Source organism: Lachnoclostridium sp. An169, from assembly GCF_002160525.1.
GTDB lineage: Bacteria > Bacillota > Clostridia > Lachnospirales > Lachnospiraceae > Mediterraneibacter > Mediterraneibacter cottocaccae.
The window spans coordinates 11,778-33,156 of record NZ_NFKT01000024.1; the positions used below are offsets into that span (position 1 = coordinate 11,778).

Consider the following 21,379-nt stretch of genomic DNA (forward strand, 5'->3'; position numbering starts at 1 on the left):
ATCCATGCATGAATTTCTAAAAGAGAAAACGCCACAAATCCTTGGATTCATGGCGTTTATACGTTCCTGACTGGAGTCGAACCAGCGGCCTATTGCTTAGGAGTTCCTTGCGGAACGTGGTAGCTAGTGGTTCGATTATCCTTACGGTGGCGTTTAACAGCGGAAATACAGGCAAAAGTCTCTGTTCCTTCTGGAAGCTGATAAACTGACCTATACTCAAATTTACTTTAAAGTGTGAGCAAACGGTTAGCAGAACGGAGCAAATCAGCCTTAAAAATCCACACGTTATATAAATCAATTTTACATCATTTATCACAAGAAAAAAAGATACTCGTATTAAAGAGGACGTTCAGAAATGAGCGTCCTTTCTCTTTGAGAATGAAAGGAGAATTAAAAGCTATGAAAAAGATATTGAAGCGATTAGCCACAGGCTTCCTTGCCTTTGCGACTATCGTTACCGCTTTGCCGACAACGGCAGTCCACGCTTCCGAGAAGCAATATTGGACAGAAAGTGCAGAGCGTGTCGGTATCGTTGAAAAAGTAATGAATGACGGTTCTATCGGTTCGACATTCAATGAGGGACACATGACCGTTGAGGGCGAGGACGCTTTCTGCGTGGATATTAACACCAACTTCCGCAACGGTTATAAGACCAGAGCCGACGCAAGCACACGCATGAGCTACGACCAGATTTCAGATGTTGCCCTCTCAATCGAGTATGTTAATCAGTATGTGCAGAGCCACAGCGGATTGAGCAGTCAGCATATCTATCTTTTGAAACAGTGCGTCGTATGGCAGAGATTGAGCGTTCATCTTGGCTGGCAATGCGATAACGTCAGAGCTTCCTATGATGAAATCTCAAAAGCCGTACAGGACGAAGTTTACGCTGGGGCGAAAGCCTTTGCCAGCGAGAACAAGGGACGCTATGAATGTGGCGGTTATATCTACTCTGGCGAGGGACAGGACATTGGACAGTTCTGGGCGAAACTTGCCGTAGGAAATGCCACCCTTAAAAAGACTTCCAGTAATGCCAGCATTACCGACGGAAACGGGCTTTACTCTATCGCTGGTGCGACATATGGTGTCTATTCTGATAAGGACTGTACGAAACAGCTTGCCACCCTTACGACTGATAACAGCGGAAATACTGATACCGTGGAAGTAAAGGCTGGAACAGTCTACATCAAAGAGCTTTCTGCTCCTGCTGGTTATAAGGTGGACAACACTGTCTATTCCTTAAATGTGGAAGCTGGCAAGACAGCGACACTCAATGTATCAGATACGCCAAAGGTCACAGACACCCTTATCGAGCTTTTCAAGATTGACATGGAAACACAGAAAGACGCTCCACAGGGCGACGCTTCCTTAGAGGGTGCGGAGTTCACATGGAAATTCTATGCGGGACACTATACCGCTGACAATCTCCCTAGTGAGCCTACAAAAACATGGGTGACAAAGACAATCGCTGAAAAGGACAGCGACGGCACTATCCATTATGTTTCCCGCCTTTCTGATGAATACAAGGTATCTGGGGACAGCTTCTATACACAGGGCGGAAAGAACGTGCTTCCTTTAGGAACGCTGACCGTTGAGGAAACGAAAGCACCTAACGGCTATCTTCTTGACGGTGCATATATGCAGACTGACGGAAGCGAGGAACAGATTAAAGGAATGTACCTTACACAGATTACCGAGGACGGCGACATTGCCGTACTGTCTGGAAGCAATCAGTACCATGTATCAGACAAGGTTATCCGTGGCGGTGTAAAAATCCAGAAAAGAGATTTAGAAACCAGCGATACCAAAGGTCAAGGAAGTGCGACTTTGAAAGACGCTGAATTTGAAATCATTTCTCTGAATGACAACGCTGTACTTGTCGAGGGGAAACTTTACAGCAAGAATGAAGTGGTAAAGACAATCCTTACCGACATTGAGGGCGTGGCTTCTACTTCTGCCGACCTGTTACCTTACGGAAAATACCGTATCGAGGAAAGCAAAGCTCCAGAGGGCTATCTGACGGACGGTGCAGAACCGATTGAATTTGAAATCACAGAGGACGGAAAAATCGTTGACCTTACAGGGACAGACACATCAATCTACAATCAAGTGAAGCGTGGCGACCTAGAGGGTGTCAAGATTGGTGCTGGCACACACCAACGTCTTGCGGGAGTTCCGTTTAGGATCACAAGCAAGACCACAGGTGAGAGCCACATTATCGTAACTGATGATAACGGGCAGTTCTCCACTTCTTCCGACTGGGCTTCCCATAAGAACAACACCAACGCAGGAAAGACCAGCGAGGACGGTATCTGGTTTGGAACAAGCGAGCCAGACGACAGCAAAGGTGCTTTGATTTACGATACCTATATCATTGAGGAATTACGCTGTGAGAGCAACAAGGGCTTTGAGCTTATCCCACCTTTTGAAATCGTGGTGTCCAGAAACAATGTGACCGTTGACTTAGGGACGCTTACTGATGAATACGAGAAAGAAATCTCTATCCATACCACAGCCACAGGCAAGGACGGCGAGAAATCTATCGTGGCAGGTAAAAAGGTAACAATCGTTGACACGGTTACGCTTGATGGGCTGGAAAAAGGCACAAAGTATCAGTTGAAAGGCTGGCAGATGTTGAAAGAGGAAAATGCCGAGCTTCTTATTGACGGTCAGCGTGTAGAGAACAGCTACACCTTTACTGCTGATGATGAAGAAATGAAAGTGGAAATTTCCTATACATTCAATGCGTCTGATTTAGGTGGCAAGAACCTTGTAACTTTTGAGGAACTTTACGACCTTTCCAATGAGGACGAGCCTGTAAAGGTGGCTGAACACAAGGACATTGACGACGAGGGACAGACTGTGCTTATCACAGAGCGTATCATCTCTATCCATACCACAGCGACCAGCGAGGACGGAAAGAAAGAGATTGAAGCTGGAAAAGACGTGACAATCATTGATACCGTTACTCTTGACGGCTTGGAAATCGGCACAAAGTATCAGCTCAAAGGCTGGCAGATGATTAAGGACGAAAATGCAGAACTTATCATCAATGGTGAACGTGTCGAGAATGACTATACCTTTACTGCCGACAGTGAAAGCATGGAAGTCCAGATTGCCTTTACATTCGACGCTTCCGAGCTTGGCGGGAAAGAACTTGTGACCTTTGAGGAATTATACGATTTGAGCAATCCAGATGAACCGACTAAGGTTACAGAGCATAAGGACATTGAGGACGACGGGCAGACGGTGACAATCACAGAAGTACCAGAAACACCGGAAGAACCAACAGAACCGGAACAGCCGACCACACCAGATACACCGAACAAGACAACAGACGCTCCAAAGACAGGCGATAATACAAACATTGCCTTATTCTTAGGGCTTCTTGTTCTCTCTGGTGCAGGCGTGGCAGGAACATATTTCTTCAAGCGTAGACGTTCATAATCGAATGGTCTGCTTATGATGAAGAAATCACGTTCCCCGCCGTATGTACTTATAACAGGAAATGAAAATTTAAACTGTTCCTTTTCTGTTAATCTGCTTGCGGATTGACGGAAAAGAACAGTCCACTAGGGGCGTGGGGAGTGTAGCTCCCCACATATTAATCACAGAAAGAAATGAGGTATGAACACATGAAATTGAAATATATCGTGCCTAACATGGCACAGACTTTTGGTAACTTGGAGTTTGCAGGAGAAAATGACGTGGAGCAACAGCGTGTCAATGGTCGCTTTGTCCCCGTAACGAGAAGTTATAACCTGTATTCCGACATTCAGAGAGCCGACGACATTATCGTGGTGCTTCCCGCAAAGACTGGGGAGAAGCGTTTCAAGTATGAGCAGAAAGTCAAGCTCGTCAATCCTAAGATTACCGCCGAGGGAAAGAACGTGCGAGGTCGTGGCTACACAAACTATATCTTAACGGCTGATGATATGCTTCCAGTCGAGGAAAGTAAGTAAAGGGGGATAACAGATTATGAGATTAGCGAATGGAATTGTGTTAGATAAGGAAAAGACGTTTGGAGTGCTGAAATTCTCTGCACTTAGACATGAAGTGCGAGTGGAGAATGAGGACGGGACGACCAGCGAGGAAATCAAGCGTAGAACCTATGATTTGAAGTGCAGTCAGCAGGAACGCACGATACAGGTATCTATCCCAGCGGAAATCCCTGTCAAGGACTACCCGTACAATGCCGAGGTGGAGCTTATCAATCCTGTTGCCGATACGGTGGCAAACGCCAACTACCGAGGGGCAGACGTGGAATGGTACATCAAGGCAGACGACATTGTACTGAAAAATAAAGGCGGTCAGCCCGCAGGCAATCCACAGCACCACGCTCCACAGGGACAGCAGAAAAAATAAAATTGTAGGATAAAATTAAGAAACTATTTTGCTTATCTTTGAAATTTTTTCAGAATAATATAGTAAAATATTGTACATAGTTTCAGAGAGGAGTGAGGATAGTGATTTTAATGATGATTATTCCAATCATTTTAACTGTATTTCCAGTAATGCTGTATCAAGTAGTTTTATTGTTGTGTAAGAGAAAATCAACTTCTACACATTATTTTTGGACATACACTATGATGATTTATGTATGGCTTGTTTTTTCTGTTACGGGTATCGGCTCTGTATGGGACATCATTTCAAAAGGCGGGCTGATTGAAACTTTTCAACAGGCAAATATTGGAATTATCCCGTTTCAGTCAGATGGTTTATTTACTTATTGCATGAATATAATTATGCTTATGCCATTGGGATTTTTATTGCCGTATATATGGAAAAATTTTAGAAATCCAATAAAAGTCGCCCTAACAGGATTAGTGTTTTCAGTATTTATCGAATTTGCTCAATTACCAACTAATCGTTTGGTAGATATTGATGATTTGCTGATGAATACATTAGGTGCGGTTTTAGGATATGTTGTATGGAAACTGATTGGAAATCATTTCTTTAACAAAAAAGAAAAACAGCGAACTATTTCATTGGGAAATTCGGAGCCAGTTATTTATTTAGTGTTAGCTTGTGCAAGTAATTTCCTACTATATAACTGGACATGGTTTCTTTAGAAATAAAGCGGTTAGTCTATACGATTAACCGCTTTTTCTATATTCAGAAAGGGGTGTTTATGAACCTATACAAATACAAGGGAAAGCGTATCAGAGCCAGCGACAAGAACCTTGTGTACCGCTTTTGTACAGGTACGCTCCTGCTCCTGCTCGTGGTGGTTCTCCTGCTACTGAACATGGGACAGCTTTTGCGTACCGATTGGGAGCATTTCAGCTTGCTTGATAATGGCGTGACGCTTTCCACATACAACTTCATAACCATAGGGATAGCGACTGGTGTTTGTACATTGGTCGCTTTTCTTTATTACCGCTTCTTCCATGACAGCTTTAAGAAGCTCCTGCACCGTCAAAAACTGGCACGCATGATACTGGACAATAAGTGGTATGAAGCCCAGACCGTACAGGACAGCGGTTTTTTCACTGACCTGCAGAGCAGATCAAGGGAAAAAATCGTCTGGTTTCCTAAAATCTATTATCAAATGGACACAGGACTGCTCCATATCCGCTGTGAAATCTCTTTGGGGAAGTATCAAGACCAGCTTTTGCGACTGGAAGATAAACTGGAAAGCGGGTTGTACTGTGAGCTGATCGACAAGACGCTCCATGACGGCTATATCGAGTACACCCTGCTCTATGACATGATAGCGAACCGTATCACGATTGACGAGGTAAAGGCTGAAAACGGGGGCTTGCGTCTGATGAAGAACCTTACATGGGAATATGACGCACTCCCTCACGCCCTTATCTGTGGCGGGACTGGCGGTGGAAAGACCTATTTCCTGCTGACAATCATTGAAGCCCTCTTACAGACCAACGCACAGCTTTTCATCTTAGACCCTAAGAACGCTGATCTTGCGGACTTGGGTACGGTCATGGATAACGTGTACCACACAAAAGAAGATATGATAGAGTGTGTCAATGCGTTCTATGAGGGCATGGTAGCAAGAAGCGAGGAAATGAAACAGCACCCAGACTATAAGACGGGTGAGAACTATGCCTATCTGGGTTTACCGCCCTGCTTCCTTATCTTTGATGAGTATGTGGCGTTCTTGGAAATGCTGGGGACAAAGGAAAGCATGAGCCTTTTAAGCCAACTAAAGAAAATCGTCATGCTTGGCAGACAGGCGGGTTATTTCCTTATTGTTGCCTGCCAGCGTCCCGACGCAAAGTATTTTTCAGACGGTATCAGAGATAATTTCAACTTCCGTTTGGGCTTGGGGCGTATCAGTGAGCTAGGCTACGGTATGCTCTTTGGAAGCGACGTAAAGAAACAGTTTTTCCAGAAGCGTATCAAAGGGCGTGGCTATTGTGATGTAGGTACAAGTGTCATATCGGAATTTTATACTCCCCTTGTTCCAAAGGAGCATGACTTTTTACAAGCTATCGGTTCTCTCGTCCTCATAAGGCAGGACGGGACGGCGACGTGCGAAGCGAAAGGCGACGGAACGGACTAGCCTTGCTGGTGTGGCGTAAGCCACGCCAGCGAAAGAAGCCCCTCGGTATCTAACAGAGGGGCACAATTCCGCTGGAAACTACGGTCAAAAAGTCTGGAAATCCCGCTTGATAAAAGGGTTTTCTCTCATTCATAGCTGACTGTGACAATCGGCGGAAAATATCACACTTTCACGATTGGGGGTATGCAGGCTGAATGAAAGCACCTTTATAACCGCCTTGAAAGAGAAACGTCAGTCTTACGGCGTGTCCCAGACAAGGCTTGCAATCATGGCTGGTATCAGCCGTGAACACTTGAACCGTATCGAAGCGGGAAAGGTAACGCTCACGGACGATATGCAGGAAAAGCTCATGGAAGCTGTCGAGAAATTCAATCCCGACGCTCCCATGTTCCTGCTGTTCGACTATGTGCGTATCCGTTTTCCCACGCTGGATATCCAGCACGTTATCAAAGATATATTGAAGCTCAATATCGACTATATGCTCCATGAGGACTACGGACACTACAAATACACCGAGCATTACTATCTGGGTGATGTGTTTGTCTACACCTCGCAGGACGAGGAAAAAGGCACGCTTCTAGAGCTGAAAGGAAAAGGCTGTCGCCAGTTTGAAAGCTATCTGCTGGCACAGGAGCGAAGCTGGTATGACTTCCTCATGGACGCTCTGGTTGAGGGCGGTGTGATGAAACGCCTTGACCTTGCGATTAACGACAGGGCGGGCATACTGGATATTCCAGATCTGACCGCCAAATGCAACCGTGAGGAATGTGTGTCCCTGTTCCGTTCTTTCAAGTCCTATGCTTCGGGCGAGCTGGTGAAGCACAACGAGCAGGACAAGGCGGGCATGGGACACACGCTGTATATCGGCTCTTTGAAATCGGAAGTCTACTTCTGCTGTTATGAGAAGAACTATGAACAGTACGCAAAGCTGGGCGTGCCGATTGAGGAAGCTCCGATAAAGAACCGCTTCGAGATACGACTGAAAGATGAAAGAGCCTATTATGCTGTCCGTGAACTGCTGACCCATTATGACGCAGAACAGACAGCATTTTCTATCATCAATCACTATATCCGCTTCGTGGACAGAGAGCCGGAGAAGCGAAAGACAGACTGGAAGCTCAATGACCGCTGGGCGTGGTTTATCGGGAAAGACCGCCCGCCTATCAAATTGACAACCGACCCAGAGCCTTACACGCTGGAAAGGACGCTGGGCTGGATAAGCCGACAGGTCGCCCCTACGCTGAAAATGCTGAAAAAGATAGACGCTGGCAACAGCACAAGCTATCTGAAAGAGATTGAGGACAACGCAAAGCTGACGGAAAAGCACTTGCAGATAATCAAACAGCAGACAGCGGACACAGAGGAGCTTATCACAGAGTAAAGGAGAAATTTGGTTATGGCAGAACTTGTCAAGGACTTGGTGCTGGTATCGCTGGGAATGGGTATCGGTGTCGTCCTTATGTGTATCGCACAGGTCAGCAAAATGGCTGATGAACAAATGGAAGAAATCAAGAAAGAAAGGATTGATAAAGAATGAATTTCGGACAGAACTTATACAACTGGTTTTTAAGCAACGCCCAGAGCTTGGTGCTTATGGCAATCGTGGTTATCGGTATCTACTTAGGATTTAAGAGAGAGTTTTCTAAGTTAATCGGCTTCCTTGTGATTGCCTTAATCGCTGTCGGGCTGGTATTCAATGCAGGCGGGGTCAAAGACGTGCTGTTAGAGCTGTTCAACCGTATCATTGGAGCGTAACAATCAGCAGTTTGCGGACACGCAAACTTACCTGTCCCCCCCCTATGGGAGTTCGGGCATAGGGGGGAATGAAAGGGGGTGACGGAATGGTACACAGATAAAAAATAGTCATGCTATGAATTTCATTGAATGGCTGATTTTCAACTGATATAATGTAAGTATGGAAATCATAAATTAAATTTGCGAGGGTAGAAAATGAATGACAAAATGATTGTAAAGAACTTCTATGAGAGGATTGTTTCAGAAAATAGACTTGAAGAATTATCTAAATATGTATCAGAAAACTGTGCTCTGACTCTCGGAGACAAAACTGTACCTTTGGGGTTGGACGGCATGAAGCAACATCTAATATCCGTAAAAAAGACTTATCCAGACTATACAATGAAAATAGTACGTCAATTCAATGATAAGGAATATGTGATTTCTGAATTTATAATGGCAGGTACACATGAGGGTGAATGGATAGGTATTAAACCCACTCATAAGAAATTATCATTTACAGGTGTCAATATAGACAGAGTTGTAAATGGAAAAATCATTGAACATGGTGGTTCTGTAAATACATTTGAAACTCTCTTAGAAGCAAATTTAATTAAGCCAGTATAAGAAGTGAGGTGACTGTATGGAAATTCGACAATTAGAACCCTTTGAGATTGACGAAGCTATCACTTTGATATGGGAAGTATTTTTACAATTTGAAGCTCCCGACTATTCAGATGAGGGTATTCAATCATTTAAGGATTTTATTGAGAATGATGAAATCCTAAAGACGCTTGAATTTTTTGGAGCTTATGAGCAGGACGAATTGAAAGGTGTAATTGCTACAAGCGAAAATCGAAAGCACATCTGCTGTTTCTTTGTAAAAGCAAAATATCATAGGCAAGGAATTGGAAGAACTCTTTGGGAATATGTTTTAAACCACAGTGAAAGAAATGTATTCACCGTTAATTCTTCTCCATATGCTGTACCCGTTTATCGTAAACTGGGGTTTGTTGAAACAGATACGGAACAGTTAGCGGATGGAATGAGATACACGCCTATGAAGTTTGTAAATGCTTGTATGCAATAAATCAAAGTGTTTGGAGGGAAAAAATTATGCTTGATAAAATACCGAGTGCAGAGGAAATGATGACTTTGGTTGGGCAATCATTGTATGATGTATGGAATAAGTTATGTACTTTAATTGACGAAAAATATGAAATGGAACGTCTATGGAATAAAGGTGGAAAGGCATGGACTTATGAGTATAAATATCGCCGAGGTGGTAAGACACTCTGTGCGTTATATGCTAGAGAAAATTGTATAGGATTTATGATTATCTTTGGAAAAGACGAAAGAGCAAAATTTGAAGCAGAACGCAATGATTATTCTCAACAAGTCCAAAAAATCTATGATGAAGCTAAAACCTATCGAGATGGTAAATGGGTAATGTTTGAACCCACCGATACATCAATGTTTCAAGATTTTATTAAATTACTAGGAATTAAGAGAAAGCCAAATAAAAAGTAATAATTATCACGTTGGCGTATACGAAATCATAATTTTACAATTTCATATCCCACACACAAAGCGGTTACTCCTTTGGAGATCAACCGCTTTTTCTATACTCAAATTTCAGATTGGAGTGATTGATTGAAAGATATTTTTACCGATATGCAGGCAAAAATTGGGTGTCCGTATCTTTCCGACCTGCCCTATTACAAGCGTACGGTCTGGTTTGAGATGAAACGCCTTTGCCTGTCTGACTACCCTAAGAAACAGTTAGAAGATTTTTCACGCTATGTATTCGGTGTGCCTTACGCCGTCATACAGGAAGCGTTGACAAGAGAGGAGTGATGAAACATGGAAGAAATGCGTGTGCAGATTGAAGCCAGAGAACCAACAGACGGAGAAATCCGAGCCTTTTGGTTCACCCTGCCTATCGACACAGAACAGGTGGAAGAAATGCTGGGGATTGATGTAGATACAGACTATTACTATATCACAGGCAAGGAGCTTCCCTTTGCTGATGAAGTACAGGAAGATACCACCGTGGAAAAGCTCAATGACCTGTACCATACCTACGAAAATTTACCCTCTGATTTGAAAGAGGACTATACGGAGCTGATGTGCTATTTCACTGACCTTGATGAATTGCACAGATATAGAAACGACATCATTCATTACTCATGGTGTAAGAACATGACGGACGTTGCCCGCCACATTCTGAACAATGACCCAGACTTTACTTCCCTTAGTGAGAGCTTCACCCGCTATTTCGATTTTGAAGCCTACGGACAGTACCTTGACGACAACGGACGCTTTGTGGAAACCGACCACGGTATCTATGAGCTTCCGTAGAAAAGAGGTGTGTGCCTGTGGTTGACGACATGAGGGTGTATATAGCTAATCTTGGCAAGTACAATGAGGGCGAACTTGTCGGGGATTGGTTCTCTTTCCCTATCGACGAGGAAGATGTTGCGGAGCGTATCGGGCTGAACAGCTACTATGAAGAATACGCTGTCCATGATACCGACAACTTTCCGATTGAAATCGGGGAATATATCTCCATTCAAGAACTCAATGAGATGTACGAGATGATTTGTGAGCTTCCCGATTATATCACCGACGCTCTGGACGAGTTTGTTTCCCACTATGGAAGTCTGGAAGAGGTCTACGAACACAAGGACGACATTTATTTCTACCCAGACTGTGAGGACATGACCGATATTGCCTATTACTTCATTGACGAGTTACAGGTATTGGGTGAGATACCGCTACCGTTGCAGAACTATATCGACTATGAAGCATACGGCAGGGACTTGTCCATAGAGGGGACATTTATTGAAACAAGCCGAGGGATATGCGAGATACCATATTAGAGCTGGCAGATCAGCGACAGGAACTGTTGCTACTGACAGCTTTTTCTATCAAGGACAGTCTGAAAATGGCTGTCCTTTTCCATTACAACGAAAGGAGCTGAAACGAATTGAAGAAGATTAAGAGCTACACGGGTATCTGGAACGTGGAAAAAGTCTTATACGCAATCAATGACTTTACTCTCCCGTTTCCCGTTACCTTTACCCAGATAACGTGGTTTGTCATCACGGAGTTTGCTGTCATTCTCTTAGGGGACTTACCGCCGTTATCGCTTATCGAGGGGGCATTTTTAAAATACTTCGGTATTCCCGTTGCCCTCACATGGTTCATGAGCCAAAAGACCTTTGACGGCAAGAAGCCTTACAGCTTCTTGAAATCGCAGATTACGTTTGCTCTGCGACCAAAAGTGACCTATGCAGGAAAAGCCGTGAAGCTGGAAAAGGAAGTGTTCAGCGAACCCGTCACGGCGGTTAGGAGTGTGATGTATGTTCCCGATTAAGTATATCGACAACAACCTTGTCTGGAACAAGGACAATGAGGTATTCGCCTACTATGAGCTGATACCATACAATTACAGCTTTCTATCGGCTGAACAGAAATTTATCGTCCATGACAGCTTCCGTCAGCTTATCGCACAGAGCCGTGAGGGGAAGATACACGCCTTGCAGATAGCAACGGAAAGCTCCGTCAGAAGCATACAGGAGCAGTCAAAGAAGCTGGTGACGGGGCGACTTCGTGATGTGGCGATACAGAAGATAGATGAACAGACGGAAGCCCTTGTTTCCATGATTGGCGACAATCAAGTGGACTACCGCTTTTTTATCGGCTTCAAGCTCATTGTGACCGAGGAAAAGGTCAGCCTTGACAGCATGAAGAAATCAGCGTTTCTGACGTTCAAGGAATTTCTAAACGAGGTCAACCACACGCTGATGAACGATTTTATCTCCATGCCAGATGATGAAATCAACCGCTACATGAAAATGGAAAAACTGCTGGAAAATAAAATCTCCCGCCGTTTCAAGTTCCGTCGTTTGGACAAGAACGACTTCGGGTATCTTATCGAGCATATCTACGGCAGGGACGGCGTGGCGTATGAGGACTACGAATATTCGCTTCCAAAGAAGAAGCTGAAAAAGGCAACGCTTATCAAGCAGTACGACCTTATCCGTCCTACCCGCTGTCTGGTAGAGGAAAGCCAGCGATACATAAGGCTGGAACATGAGGACAGCGAGAGCTTCGTGTCCTACTTTACCGTCAATGCGATTGTGGGTGAGCTGGACTTCCCGTCCAGTGAGATATTTTACTTCCAGCAACAGCAGTTCACGTTTCCTGTTGATACAAGCATGAATGTAGAAATCGTGGGAAACAGAAAAGCGTTATCGACTGTCCGCAACAAGAAAAAAGAGCTGAAAGACTTGGACAACCACGCCTATCAGTCTGGAAGCGAAACAAGCTCAAATGTGGTGGACGCACTGGACAGCGTGGACGAGCTGGAAACCGACTTAGACCAGAGCAAGGAAAGTATGTATAAACTTTCTTACGTTATCCGTGTATCAGCTCCCGACCTTGACGAGCTGAAACGACGCTGTGATGAGGTCAAGGACTTCTACGACGACCTCAATGTAAAGTTAGTCCGTCCTGCTGGGGATATGCTGGGGCTTCACTCTGAATTTCTCCCCGCCAGCAAGCGTTACATCAATGACTATGTGCAGTATGTGAAATCCGACTTCTTGGCAGGTCTTGGCTTCGGAGCGACCCAGCAGTTAGGAGAAAATACAGGTATCTATATCGGCTATTCCGTGGACACAGGAAGAAACGTCTATTTACAGCCGTCCCTTGCTTCACAGGGTATCAAGGGGACAGTCACCAATGCTTTGGCGTCTGCCTTTGTCGGTTCGCTGGGCGGTGGGAAGTCATTCTGTAATAATCTTATCGTCTACTATTCCGTCCTCTTTGGCGGGCAGGCGGTCATTCTCGACCCTAAGAGCGAGCGTGGGAACTGGAAAGAAACGCTCCCAGAGATAGCCCATGAAATCAATATCGTCAATCTTACCAGCGATAAGGAAAATGCAGGGCTTCTTGACCCGTTCGTGATTATGAAGAACGTCAAAGACGCTGAAAGTCTGGCGATAGACATTCTCACATTCCTTACGGGGATTTCCTCTAGGGACGGTGAGAAATTCCCTGTCCTTAGAAAAGCGGTGCGAGCCGTGACCCAGAGCGATCAGCGAGGCTTGCTTCATGTGATAGACGAGCTACGCAGAGAGGACACGGCGATAGCCCGCAACATTGCCGACCATATCGACAGCTTTACGGACTATGATTTCGCACATCTGCTGTTCTCTGACGGTTCAGTGTCTAATGCTATCAGCTTGGACAATCAGCTCAATATCATACAGGTGGCAGATTTGGTACTCCCAGACAAGGACACGACCTTTGAGGAATACACGACCATAGAACTGCTGTCCGTGGCTATGCTGATTGTCATTTCCACCTTTGCCTTAGACTTCATTCATTCAGACCGCAGTATCTTTAAAATCGTGGATTTAGATGAAGCGTGGGCGTTCCTCAACGTGGCGCAGGGCGAAACCCTTTCTAACAAGCTGGTGCGTGCAGGGCGAGCTATGCAGGCTGGCGTGTACTTCGTCACACAATCCTCTGGCGACGTGTCCAAAGAGAGCCTAAAGAACAATATCGGTCTGAAATTCGCTTTCCGTTCTACGGACATCAACGAGATAAAGCAGACCCTTGAATTTTTCGGTATCGACAAGGACGACGAGAACAACCAGAAACGACTTCGTGACTTGGAGAACGGACAATGCCTGCTTCAAGATTTGTACGGACGTGTGGGCGTGGTACAGATACACCCTGTCTTTGAAGAACTATTGCACGCCTTTGATACCAGACCGCCCGTGAAAAGCGAGGTGGAGTGATGAAAGATAGGATAAAGGGGCTTCTGACAAGAAAGAAGCTCTTTCGTTTTTTCAAGATTGCTCTGATAGTCATTTTTACCTCTATTGTGTTCCTCTCCCTGTTCGGGACGGTGGCACACGCTTCTGGGCTGGTAGATGATACCGTCAATGCGGACAACCTGTATTCACAGTACCCGTTGGAGAATTACCAGCTTGACTTCTATGTGGACAATAGCTGGGGCTGGCTTCCGTGGAACTGGCTGGACGGTATCGGGAAGTCCGTACAGTACGGCTTGTACTGTATCACCAACTTTATCTGGACTATCAGCCTGTATCTAAGTAACGCCACGGGGTACGTCGTCCAGCAGGCGTATAAGCTGGACTTTATCAACGACATGGCAGACAGTATCGGAAAGAGCATACAGACCCTAGCGGGTGTGACGGAAAACGGCTTTGGAAGTACGGGCTTTTATGTAGGCTTCCTGCTCCTCATTATCCTTATCGTGGGTATGTATGTAGCCTACACAGGGCTTATCAAGCGAGAAACCAGCAAGGCACTCCACGCCGTTATCAACTTCGTTGTGGTGTTTATCGTGTCCGCTTCCTTTATCGCTTATGCTCCCGACTATATCAAGAAGATTAACGATTTTTCCAGTGATATAAGTACCGCTTCGCTGGATTTGGGAACAAAAATCATGCTCCCCGACAGCGACAGTCAAGGAAAAGACAGCGTGGACTTGATAAGGGACAGCCTGTTCTCCATACAGGTACAACAGCCGTGGCTACTCCTGCAATTTGGAAACAGCGATATAGAGGAAATCGGGGCTGACCGTGTGGAAGCTCTGGTATCGGCTAGTCCCTCTGCCGACGACGGGGCGACCCGTGAGGACGTGGTGAAAACGGAAATCGAGGATAACGACAACGACAATCTGACGATACCGCAGGTCATCAACCGTCTGGGAATGGTGTTCTTCCTGCTTATCTTCAATCTGGGGATAACGATATTTGTTTTCCTGCTTACGGGCATGATGATATTCTCCCAGATACTTTTTATCATCTTTGCCATGTTCCTGCCGATTAGCTTCCTGCTCTCCATGATACCGAGCTATGAGAACATGGCGAAACAGGCAATCGTGCGAGTGTTCAATACGATTATGACAAGGGCGGGAATAACGCTCATTGTCACGGTGGCTTTCAGTATTTCCAGTATGTTCTACAACATATCCACCGATTACCCGTTCTTTATGATTGCGTTCTTACAGATAGTCTGCTTTGCGGGTATCTACATGAAGCTGGGCGACCTTATGAGTATGTTCAGTTTAAACGCTGGGGACAGCCAGAGCATGGGACGCAGGATATTCCGTCGCCCGTATCTGTTCATGCGACACAGGGCTAGGCGTATGGAACACCGTATCGCAAGGGCTGTCGGTGCTGGAAGTGTCGCTGGTGCGGTGGCTGGTACAGTAGCCGGAACAGCCATGAATGACGGTTCTGGGAAATCTGCCAGAGCTGGTACGGGTAGAAAAGAGCGTCGAGAAAATGCGTCTTTTGGAAGCCGAGCTGGTTCTGCTGTGGGTGCGGTGCTTGATACGAAAAACAAGGTCAAGGACAAGGCAACGACTGTCAAGGAGAATATCAAGGATATGCCGACCCAGACTGCCTATGCCGTACACTCCGCAAAGGAAAAGGCAAAAGCAAATGTGTCCGACTTCAAGCGTGGCATTGTGCAGGGGCAGGAAACCAGACAGAGCGAACGTGCCGACAAGCTCCAACAACATAGACAGAATATCGCTGACAAGCGTATGGAGCTTCAAAAAGCACAGGAAGCAAGGCAGACTGGAAGAAAGACGGACGGATCAGCGACAACAGGAGCTACCCGTCCCCATGAAAGACCTGTGACCGCTTCTCCTGCTTCAAAGACAGACACAGGAAAAATGCAGGAAATCAAGCGTCCTGTCACTACTGACAAGGTACATACCGAGCTGACCACGCCACAATCTGTCAAGGAACGTCCGCTGGCTTCAAAATCTGATGAACCTATGCCACAGAAACACGGGACAAGGCTTAATGGTGTGGAACTGAACCGACAGACCACCAGAAAAGAGCGAAACATTAAGAAAGCGACCATAAACACCACGGAAAAGAAAGGACGTAAGAAATGAAGCTGAGACATATCGCCATTATCGGCAGTCTGTTTCCCTTTCTTCTTGCGATAGTGCTTTTCTTTGGTGTGCTTATCAGTGCCGAGGACGACGACGGGGGCGGTGGCTCTTCCTCATGGGTAACGGGTATGAACCTGTCCGCAGAGGTCTTGAAACATCAGCCTATGGTGGAAAAATACGCCAGAGAATACGGCATATCCGAGTACGTCCCCTATCTGCTGGCAATCATACAGGTGGAAAGTGGCGGGACAGCCGAGGACGTTATGCAGAGTTCCGAGAGCATGGGCTTACCGCCTAATTCCCTTGATACAGAAAGCTCAATCAAGCAGGGGTGCAAGTATTTTGCGTCTCTGTTTTCTTCAGCAGAAAGTCAAGGCATAGAGGATATAAACGTCGTGGTACAGTCCTATAACTATGGCGGTGGATATATCGACTATGTAGCTAAGAACGGGAAAAAGCACAGCTTCACGCTGGCAGAGAATTTCGCCCGTGACAAGTCTGGTGGAACAAAAGTCACTTACACGAACCCTATCGCTGTTGCCCGCAACGGTGGCTGGCGTTACGGGTACGGGAATATGTTCTATGTGGAGCTTGTCAGCCAGTATCTCACCGTCAATCAAGTATCGGGCGAGCTGGCACAGAAGATAATGAACGAAGCTCTGAAATATCAAGGCTGGGACTATGTGTACGGCGGGAGCAATCCTAATACTTCTTTTGACTGTTCAGGGCTGGTTCAATGGTGCTATGGCAAGGCAGGTATTTCCTTACCGAGAACGGCACAGGCACAGTATGACGCTACCCAGCATATCCCGCTATCACAGGCACAGGCTGGGGATTTGGTGTTCTTCCACAGTACCTACAATGCGGGGACGTATGTAACCCACGTCGGTATCTATGTGGGAAATAACCAGATGTACCACGCTGGCGACCCGATAGGCTACGCTGATTTGAACAATAGCTACTGGCAACAGCACCTTATCGGGGCTGGCAGAATTAAGCAATAGAAAGAAAGGAATGGAAATATCATGTTCAAGAAGAAAGAAAAACCGATAAAGGAAAAGAAAATCTGCACTATGAAAGTGGGGACGCATAAGAAGTCCGTCATTGCCCTCTGGGTGGTGCTTATCGCAAGCGTGAGCTTTGGTGTGTATAAGAATTTTACGGCTATCGACCAACACACCACGCATGAGATAGAAACCATACAGCTCCGCTTGAATGACACCAACGGCATAGAAAATTTCGTGAAGAATTTCTGTAAATCCTATTACACATGGAGCAACAGCAAGGAAGCAATCGAAGCAAGGACACAGGCTATCAGTGCCTATCTGACACAGGAATTGCAGGATTTGAATGTTGATACGGTGAGAACGGATATACCGACCAGCTCCACGGTCACGGACGTACTTATCTGGGACGTGGAACAGTCTGGGGAGAACGCTTTTTCTGTCACCTATGAGGTAGATCAACAGATAAAAGAGGGCGACCAGACAAGGGACGTATCAGAAACCTATACCGTGACCGTCCATGTGGACGCTGACGGGGATATGGTGATTATCCAGAACCCGACCCTTGCTCCCGCTATGGAAAAATCCGATTATGAACCAAAGACACAGGAAGCAGACAACAGTGTGGACGCTGACACAGTAAATGACGCCACGGCGTTTCTGGAAACATTCTTTAAGCTGTACCCTACTGCAACGGACAAGGAGCTTGCCTACTATGTAGAGGGAAATGCCCTTGAACCGATAAACGGCGACTATCTCTTTTCCGAGCTTGTCAATCCAGTATTTACGGCTGACGGCGACAACGTGAAAGTGAGTGTTGCGGTGAAATTCATTGATAATCAGACAAAGGCAACACAGGTATCACAGTATGAGCTGACGCTACATAAAGATAGCAACTGGAAAATCATAAGGTAGTCAATAGGCTTGCGTCATACATCGTATCGTATGCTACGCAAGCCTTTAACTCTTGCATATATTTATGATTTTGTATATAATTAACCCTCCATTAGTACACCAACCTTTGAAGTGATGATATACTTTTAGTAAGATAGGAGGTTTTTTGATGAATACATATCAAACAACAGAAGTTGCTCGAATAATTGGTGTACACCCAAACACAGTTAGATTGTATGAACAACTTCATTTAATACCACTGGCAAAACGCCAAAAAAATGGATATCGCATTTTTACGGATTTTCACATAGAGCAATTTCGTTTAGCCCGTACAGCTTTAAAAGTTGAAATTTTGCAAAATGGATTGAGAAAAAAAGCTATGAATATTATTAAAGTTTCTGCTACAGGAAATTTTGATATGGCTATTAAATTGACAGATGAATATTTATCACAGCTTGAGCGTGAAAAACATAATGCGGAGCAGGCAATACAAATTGTAAATGAACTCTTAAATGGAGAAAGTAGTCCTAATCAGGTATTATTGAAACGTAAAGAAGTATCAGAGTTTTTAGGCATTACAATGGACACTTTGCGAAATTGGGAGTTGAACGGTTTACTGTGTGTTAAGCGTAAAGCAAATGGTTATCGAGTATATTCAAATGATGATATAAAACGATTACGCATTATTAAAGCATTAAGATGTGCTAACTATTCTTTATCTTCTATTCTTAGAATGTTAAATGCTTTATCGGTCAATCCAGACATAAATATAAAATCTGTGATTGGTATGCCGGAAGAAAACGAAGATATTATAACCGCTTGCGATAAGCTATTGCTGTCACTTAATGACGCTTCTGAAAATGCTCGATTTATGAAAGCGACCCTAATTAATATGAAAAAATCCTTTTAAATACACCCTACATTTTAACACCAGAGTTTTCTCTGGTGTTATTATTTGTCCGTAAAATAAAGGAGGGAATAAAATTGAATACAACAATTAAAGTTGAACATCTCAAAAAATCCTACGGAAATACTTGTGTTGTCAATGATATAAGTCTTTCTGTAAATGAAGGTGAAGTTTTTGGACTTTTGGGAGCGAATGGGGCAGGAAAAAGCACCACGATTGAATGTATTTTAGGAACGAGACAGGCAGACAGTGGGACAGTAGAAATACTTGGAATGTGTCCGACAAAAGAGCGAAAACGATTGTTTGAAAACGTAGGCGTACAGTTTCAAGAGTCAAACTATCAAGAAAAAATTTTGGTGTCAGAGTTATGCGAGGAAACACAATGCCTATATAAAGAAGTTACGGATTATAAAATTTTATTGAAGCAATTCGGACTGTCTGACAAATTAAAAAGTCCTGTATCGGAACTGTCTGGCGGACAGAAACAAAAACTATTTATTGTTTTAGCACTTATCCCTAACCCTAAAGTAGTCTTTTTAGATGAATTGACGACAGGATTGGACACCAAAGCCCGCCGTGATGTATGGAAATGTTTATCGGAGCTAAAGAAAAAAGGATTAACTATTTTCCTTACCTCTCATTTTATGGACGAGGTAGAAAATCTTTGCGATAGGATTATGATTTTGAAAAAGGGAAATACCGTTTTTTCTGGGACAATTGAAGAAGCGATTGCCAGCAGTCCATATAAAGAATTTGAGGAAGTTTATCTTTGGTATGCAGAGGAGGACATGACAAATGAAAACATTTAAGACTATGCTAAAAACAGAATTAAAACTTTCTCTTAGGGGTATGGATATGTTCATTTTTGCTATCTGTATGCCTGTGGTAGTAATAGTTCTATTGGGTATTATTTATGGCGATAAACCTGCTTTTGCTGATGCTGAATATACTTTTTTGCAACAATCATTCGGTGCAGTATCTACAATAGCTATTTGTGCTGGCGGACTAATGGGCTTGCCTTTAGTTGTATCTGATTATAGAAACAGAAAAATTTTAAAGAGACTTAAAGTGACACCTGTTAAGCCGATTACAATTTTACTGGTCGAAATAACTATTTACTGTATTTATTCATTGGTGTCATTGGCACTCATTTATTTAGTGGCTTTTTTATTTTTTGATTTTCAGATAATAGGAAGTTTTTGGCAGTTTTTCTTATCTTTCGTGTTGGTAATGTTGTCTATGTTTAGCATTGGTATGATGGTTGGTGGAATAGCACCAAATATGAAAATCGCAAGTACCGTTGCCAGTATTTTATACTTTCCAATGCTAATTTTTTCGGGTGCAACGCTTCCTTATGAGATTATGCCTAATGCGTTACAAAACTTTGCAAATATACTCCCATTAACACAGGGAATAAAATTATTAAAAGGCACAGCGTTAGGTTTGCCGATTGATAATATCATCTTTCCTATCGGGTTAATGGTTGTAATTATCGTGATTTGTACGACTGTTTCTTTGAAATTCTTTAAATGGGAATAACTATGATAGTTTTAAAAAAGAAAGATATGAAAAAAATTCTTCAAGCTGGAGCAAAGGCCAGAGGTGTGTCGTTATCTGAGTTCAGAGCCGAGATACAAGAAAATATTGACAACACTATGAATAGTAAAGACCCAGTGATACAGAAACGCTTCAAGAAATACTTTGGAAACAGAACGCCTACACCAGAAGAATATATTTACACAATTACAAAAAAAGTGAAAATTTAAGTTTTCTTCCTGCTTCCTGCGGTGCAGATCAGCAGGAAGAACTTACCTTTAAAAAAAGTTGTGGTGCATTTTAAAAAATATCTTGAAAAACATTTTAATTGCCCTTACCATTGCTTTATCAAGCTTGATACCGATTGAAATGTGGGAGGTAATAACTTGGTTATTGAGGAATTTAAAGATATTAAAATTGCATATATACGCAGAACCGGTAAGTATGGTGCAGAAAACAAGCAACTAATGGAAAAGTTAAAAGAATATTTAAAAAGTAATGATTTATTCAAAGATGATACAACGATACTAGGTATAGCTTTGGACAATCCTTTATCAACGCCAGAAAACGAACAGCGATATGACGTGGGAATGATTATCACTGGCAAGGATATTCATTGTGATTTACCTATTCGTAATATTGATAGTGGGCATTACGCTATATTTGAGGTTCCACACGCAGAAAATGACGTGGCAAATTTTTGGAAGAATATTGACACATTAACTTCCGATTTGCCAGTTGACTATACGAAACCGATAATTGAGCGATATGCTTTCTCGAAAATCTCATTACATTTGTGTGAATTTTGTATTCCGTTAAAATAAAAG

24 protein-coding genes are annotated in these 21,379 nt (G+C 43.9%); all 24 read left to right on the forward strand.

Going from position 1 to position 21,379, the window contains the following annotated elements; translation table 11 throughout:
* The first annotated feature begins 399 nt into the window (after positions 1-399).
* Positions 400-3,444, forward strand: a complete 3,045-nt coding sequence (locus B5F07_RS15280; protein ID WP_076779938.1) for an SrtB-anchored collagen-binding adhesin — start codon at positions 400-402, stop codon at positions 3,442-3,444.
* 188 nt (positions 3,445-3,632) lie between these two features.
* A complete protein-coding gene (locus tag B5F07_RS15285) occupies positions 3,633-3,959 on the forward strand; it encodes a YdcP family protein (protein ID WP_076779936.1) in 327 nt (108 codons plus the stop codon).
* 16 nt (positions 3,960-3,975) lie between these two features.
* Positions 3,976-4,362 (forward strand): YdcP family protein, encoded by a 387-nt coding sequence (locus B5F07_RS15290; RefSeq protein WP_076779934.1) that lies wholly within the window; start codon positions 3,976-3,978, stop codon positions 4,360-4,362.
* A 110-nt stretch (positions 4,363-4,472) separates the two neighbouring features.
* Positions 4,473-5,069: a VanZ family protein gene (locus tag B5F07_RS15295; RefSeq protein ID WP_206407333.1), complete on the forward strand. Its 597-nt coding sequence runs from the start codon at positions 4,473-4,475 to the stop codon at positions 5,067-5,069.
* A 59-nt stretch (positions 5,070-5,128) separates the two neighbouring features.
* Positions 5,129-6,523, forward strand: coding sequence for an FtsK/SpoIIIE domain-containing protein (locus B5F07_RS15300; protein WP_076779932.1), 1,395 nt, complete (start codon positions 5,129-5,131; stop codon positions 6,521-6,523).
* Between the two features lie 190 nt (positions 6,524-6,713).
* A complete protein-coding gene (gene mobT, locus B5F07_RS15305) occupies positions 6,714-7,904 on the forward strand; it encodes a MobT family relaxase (RefSeq protein WP_083582725.1) in 1,191 nt (396 codons plus the stop codon).
* Positions 7,905-7,919: 15 nt separating this feature from the next.
* Positions 7,920-8,060, forward strand: a complete 141-nt coding sequence (locus tag B5F07_RS15310; RefSeq protein ID WP_021374764.1) for a DUF3789 domain-containing protein — start codon at positions 7,920-7,922, stop codon at positions 8,058-8,060.
* On the forward strand, positions 8,057-8,278 hold the full coding sequence (locus B5F07_RS15315) for a hypothetical protein (protein ID WP_010817890.1): 222 nt from the start codon (positions 8,057-8,059) through the stop codon (positions 8,276-8,278). The genes B5F07_RS15310 and B5F07_RS15315 overlap by 4 nt, the downstream gene beginning before the upstream one ends.
* 195 nt (positions 8,279-8,473) lie before the next feature.
* Positions 8,474-8,884, forward strand: coding sequence for an ester cyclase (locus tag B5F07_RS15320; protein ID WP_010817891.1), 411 nt, complete (start codon positions 8,474-8,476; stop codon positions 8,882-8,884).
* Between the two features lie 16 nt (positions 8,885-8,900).
* Entirely contained in the window at positions 8,901-9,347 is a 447-nt protein-coding gene (locus tag B5F07_RS15325; protein ID WP_010817892.1) for a GNAT family N-acetyltransferase, read from the forward strand.
* 26 nt (positions 9,348-9,373) lie between these two features.
* Positions 9,374-9,787: a DUF3788 domain-containing protein gene (locus B5F07_RS15330; protein ID WP_076779928.1), complete on the forward strand. Its 414-nt coding sequence runs from the start codon at positions 9,374-9,376 to the stop codon at positions 9,785-9,787.
* 123 nt (positions 9,788-9,910) lie between these two features.
* Positions 9,911-10,114: a hypothetical protein gene (locus B5F07_RS15335; RefSeq protein ID WP_076779926.1), complete on the forward strand. Its 204-nt coding sequence runs from the start codon at positions 9,911-9,913 to the stop codon at positions 10,112-10,114.
* A gap of 6 nt (positions 10,115-10,120) precedes the next feature.
* The gene (locus tag B5F07_RS15340; RefSeq protein WP_087162155.1) at positions 10,121-10,618 is read left to right on the forward strand and encodes an antirestriction protein ArdA; all 498 of its coding nucleotides are present in this window, start codon (positions 10,121-10,123) and stop codon (positions 10,616-10,618) included.
* Between the two features lie 17 nt (positions 10,619-10,635).
* On the forward strand, positions 10,636-11,139 hold the full coding sequence (locus B5F07_RS15345) for an antirestriction protein ArdA (RefSeq protein WP_087162156.1): 504 nt from the start codon (positions 10,636-10,638) through the stop codon (positions 11,137-11,139).
* A gap of 107 nt (positions 11,140-11,246) precedes the next feature.
* Positions 11,247-11,636 (forward strand): conjugal transfer protein, encoded by a 390-nt coding sequence (locus B5F07_RS15350; RefSeq protein ID WP_070087533.1) that lies wholly within the window; start codon positions 11,247-11,249, stop codon positions 11,634-11,636.
* Entirely contained in the window at positions 11,623-14,070 is a 2,448-nt protein-coding gene (locus B5F07_RS15355; RefSeq protein WP_076779921.1) for an ATP-binding protein, read from the forward strand. The genes B5F07_RS15350 and B5F07_RS15355 overlap by 14 nt, the downstream gene beginning before the upstream one ends.
* The gene (locus B5F07_RS15360; protein WP_076779920.1) at positions 14,070-16,211 is read left to right on the forward strand and encodes a CD3337/EF1877 family mobilome membrane protein; all 2,142 of its coding nucleotides are present in this window, start codon (positions 14,070-14,072) and stop codon (positions 16,209-16,211) included. The genes B5F07_RS15355 and B5F07_RS15360 overlap by 1 nt, the downstream gene beginning before the upstream one ends.
* The gene (locus B5F07_RS15365) at positions 16,208-17,215 is read left to right on the forward strand and encodes a bifunctional lytic transglycosylase/C40 family peptidase (protein ID WP_087162157.1); all 1,008 of its coding nucleotides are present in this window, start codon (positions 16,208-16,210) and stop codon (positions 17,213-17,215) included. Before B5F07_RS15360 ends, B5F07_RS15365 begins: the two co-directional genes overlap by 4 nt.
* A gap of 21 nt (positions 17,216-17,236) precedes the next feature.
* Positions 17,237-18,130: a conjugal transfer protein gene (locus tag B5F07_RS15370; RefSeq protein WP_076779916.1), complete on the forward strand. Its 894-nt coding sequence runs from the start codon at positions 17,237-17,239 to the stop codon at positions 18,128-18,130.
* A gap of 148 nt (positions 18,131-18,278) precedes the next feature.
* Positions 18,279-19,019 carry a MerR family transcriptional regulator gene (locus tag B5F07_RS15375; RefSeq protein ID WP_076779914.1) on the forward strand — a complete coding sequence of 247 codons (741 nt, stop codon included), beginning with the start codon at positions 18,279-18,281 and terminating at the stop codon, positions 19,017-19,019.
* Between the two features lie 74 nt (positions 19,020-19,093).
* Complete coding sequence (locus B5F07_RS15380) at positions 19,094-19,825, forward strand: ABC transporter ATP-binding protein (RefSeq protein ID WP_076779912.1); 732 nt, start codon at positions 19,094-19,096, stop codon at positions 19,823-19,825.
* A complete protein-coding gene (locus B5F07_RS15385; RefSeq protein WP_076779909.1) occupies positions 19,812-20,555 on the forward strand; it encodes an ABC transporter permease in 744 nt (247 codons plus the stop codon). Before B5F07_RS15380 ends, B5F07_RS15385 begins: the two co-directional genes overlap by 14 nt.
* A gap of 2 nt (positions 20,556-20,557) precedes the next feature.
* The gene (locus tag B5F07_RS15390; protein WP_076779907.1) at positions 20,558-20,782 is read left to right on the forward strand and encodes a hypothetical protein; all 225 of its coding nucleotides are present in this window, start codon (positions 20,558-20,560) and stop codon (positions 20,780-20,782) included.
* A gap of 156 nt (positions 20,783-20,938) precedes the next feature.
* Positions 20,939-21,376 (forward strand): GyrI-like domain-containing protein, encoded by a 438-nt coding sequence (locus tag B5F07_RS15395; protein WP_076779904.1) that lies wholly within the window; start codon positions 20,939-20,941, stop codon positions 21,374-21,376.
* Positions 21,377-21,379: the final 3 nt, after the last annotated feature.

What these genes read in the sequence shown, in the direction of transcription:
- B5F07_RS15365 (WP_087162157.1), top strand. Translation starts at nt 16,208, where the DNA reads ATGAAGCTGAGACATATCGCCATTATCGGCAGTCTGTTTCCCTTTCTT.
- B5F07_RS15320 (WP_010817891.1), top strand. Translation starts at nt 8,474, where the DNA reads ATGAATGACAAAATGATTGTAAAGAACTTCTATGAGAGGATTGTTTCA.
- B5F07_RS15360 (WP_076779920.1), top strand. Translation starts at nt 14,070, where the DNA reads ATGAAAGATAGGATAAAGGGGCTTCTGACAAGAAAGAAGCTCTTTCGT.
- B5F07_RS15290 (WP_076779934.1), top strand. Translation starts at nt 3,976, where the DNA reads ATGAGATTAGCGAATGGAATTGTGTTAGATAAGGAAAAGACGTTTGGA.
- B5F07_RS15330 (WP_076779928.1), top strand. Translation starts at nt 9,374, where the DNA reads ATGCTTGATAAAATACCGAGTGCAGAGGAAATGATGACTTTGGTTGGG.
- B5F07_RS15390 (WP_076779907.1), top strand. Translation starts at nt 20,558, where the DNA reads ATGATAGTTTTAAAAAAGAAAGATATGAAAAAAATTCTTCAAGCTGGA.
- B5F07_RS15310 (WP_021374764.1), top strand. Translation starts at nt 7,920, where the DNA reads ATGGCAGAACTTGTCAAGGACTTGGTGCTGGTATCGCTGGGAATGGGT.
- B5F07_RS15355 (WP_076779921.1), top strand. Translation starts at nt 11,623, where the DNA reads ATGTTCCCGATTAAGTATATCGACAACAACCTTGTCTGGAACAAGGAC.
- B5F07_RS15370 (WP_076779916.1), top strand. Translation starts at nt 17,237, where the DNA reads ATGTTCAAGAAGAAAGAAAAACCGATAAAGGAAAAGAAAATCTGCACT.
- B5F07_RS15385 (WP_076779909.1), top strand. Translation starts at nt 19,812, where the DNA reads ATGAAAACATTTAAGACTATGCTAAAAACAGAATTAAAACTTTCTCTT.
- B5F07_RS15315 (WP_010817890.1), top strand. Translation starts at nt 8,057, where the DNA reads ATGAATTTCGGACAGAACTTATACAACTGGTTTTTAAGCAACGCCCAG.
- B5F07_RS15300 (WP_076779932.1), top strand. Translation starts at nt 5,129, where the DNA reads ATGAACCTATACAAATACAAGGGAAAGCGTATCAGAGCCAGCGACAAG.
- B5F07_RS15340 (WP_087162155.1), top strand. Translation starts at nt 10,121, where the DNA reads ATGGAAGAAATGCGTGTGCAGATTGAAGCCAGAGAACCAACAGACGGA.
- B5F07_RS15280 (WP_076779938.1), top strand. Translation starts at nt 400, where the DNA reads ATGAAAAAGATATTGAAGCGATTAGCCACAGGCTTCCTTGCCTTTGCG.
- B5F07_RS15325 (WP_010817892.1), top strand. Translation starts at nt 8,901, where the DNA reads ATGGAAATTCGACAATTAGAACCCTTTGAGATTGACGAAGCTATCACT.
- B5F07_RS15375 (WP_076779914.1), top strand. Translation starts at nt 18,279, where the DNA reads ATGAATACATATCAAACAACAGAAGTTGCTCGAATAATTGGTGTACAC.
- B5F07_RS15295 (WP_206407333.1), top strand. Translation starts at nt 4,473, where the DNA reads ATGATGATTATTCCAATCATTTTAACTGTATTTCCAGTAATGCTGTAT.
- B5F07_RS15285 (WP_076779936.1), top strand. Translation starts at nt 3,633, where the DNA reads ATGAAATTGAAATATATCGTGCCTAACATGGCACAGACTTTTGGTAAC.